Below are 6,474 nucleotides of genomic sequence, written 5' to 3'. Positions count from 1 at the left end.
TCCTTTGATTGGTCATTCACAAACCCTACGGGAAAATATAATGGAGGTTCTCACGAATTGATGCTGCGATACGACTTTATTTATAAGCGAAGAAGAAGGATCAAATCTCCTCGCTACTTTTAGAGCTTCTATTTGGAAATGCACCATAGGCTTATATCCATATTTTTTACAGTGACCATTTGTGTTGCTGGTCTAGGTCAGGGCAGGAAACAGCTTTTGGGGGACAAGTATTTCAGCGAGTATTCCTACGATCGGGCCATACGCTATTATGAGGCTGTTGACGATAAGGATACCGAGGTACTCCGCAATCTGGCCATCAGCTATTACAAGCTGCAGGATTATGATCAAGCCGAGTGGTATTATACCCAAGTGATCGCTCAAGAGGACCGCAGTGTAGAGGATATGTTCAACTTCTCACAGGTCTTGGCCATTCAAGAGAAATATCCGGAATCCGTGAGATGGATGACCAGATATCATGAGCAGAAATCTTCTGATAGTCGAGCAGCGAAGACCATCAAGGATCCAGAGTACTACCAAGACCTTATCAAAGAGAGTAACGGATTTGCTATCAGGAATCTAGAGATCAATTCCGATGAACAGGACTTTGGGACCACCTTCTATAAAGATGGTGTCATATTCACCTCATCTCGGACCGGACTTCAGACGGTAGTGAGAAAGTGGAATTGGAACCAGCTGGGATTCCTCGATCTCTATAAGGCCCAATTGGACACTTCCAATTACGAGCTGTCAAATCCCATTCCTCATCACAAGAAATTCAACAAGAAATTCCACGAGGGTCCAGCATCCTTCGATGAGGCTGGAGAACGAATGATATTCACTCGGAACAGCTATAAAGGCCGGAGCTCCAACGATGAAGTCATTCTAGAGATGTACGAGTCTGAATTAGTGGATGGCCAGTGGACCAAGCCTAAGCCATTCCCATATAATGACAGGGAATATTCTACAGGACACGGCAGTTTGACGCCTGATGGTAATACACTCTACTTCGTTTCAGACATGCCCGGGGGATACGGTGGCACTGATATCTACCGCTGTCAACGCACGGAAGATGGGAGTTGGAGCGAGCCTGAGTTGCTCAATAATGAGATCAATACAGAAGGGAATGAGATGTTCCCTTACATCCACCCTGATAGCATCCTCTTCTTCGCGTCAAATGGTCATCCAGGTCTAGGGGGTCTCGATGTATTCTACAACGATATCCGATATAATGGTCTGAACAGGACCACTAATATGAATTCACCGATCAATTCCAGTAAGGACGATTTTGCCTTCATTCTGAATAAGGAAAGGAATAAAGGATTCGTGTCTTCCAATCGAATCGGTGGAATGGGGGATGATGATATCTATGCTTTCGATAGAGAACCACCCATGAAGTTCAACCAACTTCTCAGAGGAAAGGTCATGGATGAGATCGGAGAAGTCGTGGACCGTGTGAAGGTGTTGCTTTTCAATGCTGAGGGTGCAGTGGTAGGAGAAGTGGTGACTGGAGATGAAGGAGAGTTCATGTTCGAAGTAGAAGAAGGCACCTCGTACTCCATGTCGGCCAGCAAGGACAACTATTCCAAAGGGCTCGGAATGCTCGAGACCAACAAGAACAAGAGGGACTACGAACACGACCTCATGATCCGCCAGCCTGACGATGACCTTTCCATCGATGATCCTATCGATGTCAATGCAGAAGGGATAGAATACCCGGATGAGCGTCTGGTCATCAAGGAATTGGATCCGAACGCTCCTGGATTATCCCTGCACTCCATGGTCCGCGACATTCGTACGGGAGGGGCTATCCCAGGTGCTGAGATCTACCTCTATGACAAGGTCACCGGAGAAGATGTCCTGCTTATCTCTCCAGAGACGGGGGATAATACATGGTTTCTGGAGGAGAACGAATACATGAATAGAAGATTCTCGGTCAAGATCATCAAGTCGGGTTACCTGCCCATGGAATTCGATTTCGACACTCCTGATGATGAGAAGGGACAGCATAAATTCCTGGCCCGACTCATTCCTGTGGTCGAAGAAGGTGATGAAATCGATCTATCAGAGATCTTTGCCATCAATCCCATCTACTTTGACCTGGATAAGCATAACATCCGACCTGACGCTGCCATAGAATTGGACAAGGTGGTCACTATCATGGAAGAATATCCAAGTATGGTCATCGAGCTCACATCACATACGGATTGCCGCGCTAGCATGGCCTATAACGAGCGACTTTCCAACAATAGGGCAAGATCTACAGCCAAATACCTCAGAGAGCGTATAGACGACCCATCGCGCATCACAGGAGAAGGGCTCGGTGAGATGGACTTGGTCAATGACTGTGAATGTGAAGGTCGGGTCAAGAGCGACTGTTCAGAAGAAGAGCACCAACTCAACCGTAGGACGGAGTTCCGTATAGTCCGCATGTAGGGCCATTGACTGGCTACCTTCGCCACAATGGCCGGTCTGTACATTCATATCCCTTTCTGTTTGCAGCGTTGCCATTACTGTGATTTCCATTTCAGTACCGATATGCGCTACGTGGATCGTATGGTCGATGCATTGGTCACAGAACTGAAGAACAAAGCATCGGACTGGAAGCAGTATACCTTTCAAACGCTCTATTTCGGAGGGGGTACTCCTAGTATTTTGGAAGCAGAACACCTGAAAGATCTACTGAGCGCCATTCACTCAGAATTCAGTCTGGAATCGGATCTCGAGGTCACTCTAGAGGCCAACCCTGAGGATATGCATCCCCATAAATTGAAGCTATGGAGCGAAATGGGGGTGAATCGACTGAGTATCGGGATACAAAGTCTGGATGACTCCTCATTGGCAGGGATGAACAGGGCTCACACGGTTGAACAGGCCATTGAGGCTATCAGAGCGGCACGTACAGCGGGATTTGACAACATCTCCCTCGATCTCATCTTCGGAAGACCAGAAAGCACGATTTCAAGTGTACAGAATGACTTGGACGGCCTCCTTGCCTTCAGGCCCGAGCACATTTCAGCCTACGCTCTAACAATAGAGTCGAAGACCTATTTCTCGCACCTTGAGCGAAAAGGTCTACTCAAGCCCATGGAGTCACATGAGGTAGCGGAGCAATTCGTTATGATCGGTCGTGTTTTGGAAGATCACGGCTATGAACGCTATGAAGTGTCCAACTATGCTCGTCCCGACTTCGAGAGTCGTCATAATAGCTCCTATTGGTCCGGAGAACCCTATCTGGGAATAGGGCCTTCCGCTCATTCATTCGATGGTGAGAGACGTAGTTGGAATGTGAGGAGCAACCATCAGTATATGCGGTCCATGGAGACCGATCTGGATTATGCCCAATCTGAAGAGCTGGATGTCAAGACCCGATTCAACGAATATGTCATGACCCGCTCTCGGACCAAATGGGGCTTGGACCTAGACTATGCACGTACAGCATTCGGAGTGGATATAGAGCAAAGATTCGAGAAGGAGCTGACTATCTACCATGGGAAGTACCGTATTTTAGACGGACACTTGATACTAAACGAAGAAGGCCTGCTCATGGCAGATCGCTTTTCTTCCGACCTCTTCCTTATCGATGAAGAATGATATGACAGCTCAGATAGAGACCGGTCATCGCCAAGTGCGCGTTGACCTTGCAAGTCCACTGCCTATAAGCATACGCCTCTCTCACGGAAAGAATAATCCCGTAGCCTGGTATGCACCTTATCCTAGCCTGACCCCGGTCGAGATGGAGGGTTTTGTAGGCAATGTGGCCCTTGGGGGCAGTGTGAATACCAATGACATCACTTTCAACCCCCATGGCAACGGAACGCATACCGAGTGTATCGGACACTTGACCAAAGAGGCACATCAGGTGGATGAGTACATGCGGGATTTCATCCATCTGGCCCAGGTCTTTACGGTCACTCCGCATGTGTTGGATGCTGATCGCTCGGAGTTCCAGCAGGCTGGTGACCGGATCATTCGTGTCGAGGAGTTAGAAAGACTATCGCTCTCTCCAGATGTCAAAGCCCTGGCCATTCGCACCCTTCCCAACACGGACTCGAAGAAGAGTCGTGTATACACCGGACAGAATCCGCCTTATTTCGACCCAGCGGCTCTAGCTTGGGTGAGAGCACAAGGCATAGAACACCTGCTGGTGGACCTGCCCAGTGTGGATCGGGAAAATGACGGAGGGAAGATGCTCGCCCACAGGGCATTCTGGTATGAGAACGATTCACCTCGCATGCATGCCACTATCACCGAGTTCATCTATATCCCAGATGAGATAGTGGACGGGGAGTACCTGTTGAATATCATGATCGCTCCTTTTGGAAATGACGCTTCACCGAGCAAACCCACGCTTTATCGGCTATTGCCATGAACATTGAGGAGTATCGTGCCTATTGCCTCTCTAAACCGGGAACCTCTGAGGGGATGCCCTTTGATGACGAGGTGCTTGTTTTCAAGGTAGGTGGTAAGATGTTTGCCTTGACAAGGATCAGTTCATTCGAGTACATCAATCTGAAGTGTGACCCAGAAAGAGCCTTGGAATTACGTGCCAGCCACGATGCCATACGTCCCGGATACCATATGAGCAAGACCCATTGGAACAGTGTCTACTTGCATCAAGGCTTAGAAGATGGGCTGGTCAGGGAACTCATCGATCACAGTTATTCTTTGGTCTATGCTTCACTTAGCAAGAAAGTGAGAACCTCTATCTCCAACACACCTCAATAAGGCTAATTTTAACACATGACTTGGAAACAGGTAATGAGAGCAGGAGTCCGATTCTTCCTGAGCGGGCTACTCTACACTGCCCCGGTGGTGGTGACTGCGTATATCCTCTTTGAGCTGTTCACCTTCTTGGATGGGCTGGTTCCCTCCAAGTATCCGGGGATCGGGATACTGTTCATAGTGCTTTTCATCACCTTGATGGGCATACTCGGCTCATCTTTCCTGCTACGTCCCATCAACCGATATTTCCGTTCACTGGTGGATAGGATCCCTTTGGTCAAGACGATATTCTATGCTATACGTGATGTACTCTCGGCATTTGTCGGAGAAAAGAAACGCTTCACCAAACCGGTCTTGGTACAAGTGAACGCAGCTGGCATGGAGAAATTGGGCTTCATCACTTCAGAAGACTTGAGTAGACTCGGCATCCCAGAGCACAAGATTGCAGTCTATTTACCGCATTCCATCAATTTTTCCGGAAATCTATTCATCGTGACCAATGAGATGGTCACTCCCTTGGAGGCCAATTCATCAGAAGTGATGAAATTCATCGTATCGGGAGGAGTGATGGAAGTCGAACCTAAAATTCCCACAGAATGGAACGCTTCAACGCAGAAGGAGCCCCGAGACCAGTAGGACTCTATCCGCATGCCCGTAAAGTCGGGAACCTACTTTTTCTCAGCGGGGTAGGGCCCAGGATTGCCGGCAGCGATGCACAGGATTCTGGAGTACCTGGATTGACCCTGGATAAGAATGGGAATTTCATCGAATTCGATTTCGAAGCGCAGTGTCGATCGGTCTTCGATAACGTCAGGACCATTTTGGAAGCGAGTGGAAGCGCTTGGGATCAACTGGTGGACGTGACCGTATTCTTAGTGGATATGAAGCGGGATTTCCAGACCTACAATCGAATCTATGCGGAGTACTTCGAGGACAATCAGCCTTGCAGGACTACCGTAGAGATCAACTCACTTCCTACCCCTATCGCTATCGAGCTTAAATGCATTGCAAGCATAGCCGAATAAAAAAGCCCGACTATGAAGCCGGGCCTTTCATGGTAATTCGTTTCAGAGTCGATCAATACACTCGATCGATCTCATTCTTCACACCTTTTGCCTTATTCAACGCATTGACGGCCTGGCCGGTCACTGAATTGCGTAAAGTAGTCTGGAGCGAGCGTACTTCTGCAGAAAGGTCGATCGACTGGGTGTCCACACGGGTCACATCGTCTACCTGTACGACATACACTCCGATGTTACCTCGGATGGGCAACAAGAGAGATCCGGCATCGAATCCGAAAGCTGTTCCGATCACTTTGGGTTCGTTACCAACTCCTGGCAAGCTCGGATTATTCAAAGCTACACCGCTCGCAGTCTGTACTGTAGAACCCCAGATATTGGCCACTTCATCCAGTCCAGAGTAGTCCGTGCCTATCTCTGCTTCCATGATCTCAGCTTTCTTTTCCTTGATGACGGCCAGTTCCATGTCGTCTTTGACATCTTCGAATTCTGGAGCACCCTGCTCACGGCTACCTGTGAGAACAGCAACTACGAAATAGTCATCGATCTCCAAAGGTTCGGTGATGTCTCCTACTTCGGTCTCTCTGTCATAGGCCCACTTGACCAATTCTCGAGCATTGGTGATGCCACTTACGCTACGTGCACTTGGGCGTATTCCTGCCGCTGTTTTGACTTCATAGCCTCGCTCTTGTGCCAATGAGCGAAAGGAGTCCACATCCTTGACATCCAGGGC

The 6,474-nt window shown here is 48.6% G+C and carries 7 protein-coding genes; 6 read left to right on the top strand and 1 reads right to left on the bottom strand.

Annotated features, from left to right (window positions below; translation table 11 throughout):
* Positions 1 to 171 precede the first annotated feature (171 nt).
* Genes HKN79_08510 through HKN79_08485 form a run of 6 tightly spaced genes read left to right on the top strand, consistent with a single transcriptional unit; the run spans position 172 to position 5,747 of the window.
* Complete coding sequence (locus HKN79_08510) at positions 172 to 2,433, top strand: OmpA family protein (protein NNC83606.1); 2,262 nt, start codon at positions 172 to 174, stop codon at positions 2,431 to 2,433.
* Between the two features lie 27 nt (positions 2,434 to 2,460).
* Entirely contained in the window at positions 2,461 to 3,591 is a 1,131-nt protein-coding gene (hemW, locus tag HKN79_08505; protein ID NNC83605.1) for a radical SAM family heme chaperone HemW, read from the top strand.
* A 1-nt stretch (position 3,592) separates the two neighbouring features.
* Positions 3,593 to 4,369: a cyclase family protein gene (locus HKN79_08500; protein ID NNC83604.1), complete on the top strand. Its 777-nt coding sequence runs from the start codon at positions 3,593 to 3,595 to the stop codon at positions 4,367 to 4,369.
* Positions 4,366 to 4,725, top strand: coding sequence for an MmcQ/YjbR family DNA-binding protein (locus tag HKN79_08495; GenBank protein ID NNC83603.1), 360 nt, complete (start codon positions 4,366 to 4,368; stop codon positions 4,723 to 4,725). The genes HKN79_08500 and HKN79_08495 overlap by 4 nt, the downstream gene beginning before the upstream one ends.
* 15 nt (positions 4,726 to 4,740) lie before the next feature.
* On the top strand, positions 4,741 to 5,358 hold the full coding sequence (locus HKN79_08490; protein NNC83602.1) for a DUF502 domain-containing protein: 618 nt from the start codon (positions 4,741 to 4,743) through the stop codon (positions 5,356 to 5,358).
* Entirely contained in the window at positions 5,319 to 5,747 is a 429-nt protein-coding gene (locus tag HKN79_08485) for a RidA family protein (protein NNC83601.1), read from the top strand. The genes HKN79_08490 and HKN79_08485 overlap by 40 nt, the downstream gene beginning before the upstream one ends.
* Positions 5,748 to 5,799: 52 nt before the next feature.
* On the opposite strand, the gene HKN79_08480 is transcribed toward HKN79_08485, so the two are convergent.
* A partial coding sequence (locus HKN79_08480) for a hypothetical protein (protein NNC83600.1) occupies positions 5,800 to 6,474 on the bottom strand: 675 nt, incomplete at its 5' end.

Source organism: Flavobacteriales bacterium (genome assembly GCA_013001705.1).
GTDB lineage: Bacteria > Bacteroidota > Bacteroidia > Flavobacteriales_D > JABDKJ01 > JABDLZ01.
Note: the sequence above shows the minus strand (reverse complement) of the source record. Positions and strands in the feature narration are given on the sequence as shown.

Bases quoted from the DNA above. Each gene is read 5' to 3' on its own strand.
- hemW (NNC83605.1), top strand. From the start codon at position 2,461: ATGGCCGGTCTGTACATTCATATCCCTTTCTGTTTGCAGCGTTGCCAT.
- HKN79_08500 (NNC83604.1), top strand. From the start codon at position 3,593: ATGACAGCTCAGATAGAGACCGGTCATCGCCAAGTGCGCGTTGACCTT.
- HKN79_08495 (NNC83603.1), top strand. From the start codon at position 4,366: ATGAACATTGAGGAGTATCGTGCCTATTGCCTCTCTAAACCGGGAACC.
- HKN79_08490 (NNC83602.1), top strand. From the start codon at position 4,741: ATGACTTGGAAACAGGTAATGAGAGCAGGAGTCCGATTCTTCCTGAGC.
- HKN79_08485 (NNC83601.1), top strand. From the start codon at position 5,319: ATGGAACGCTTCAACGCAGAAGGAGCCCCGAGACCAGTAGGACTCTAT.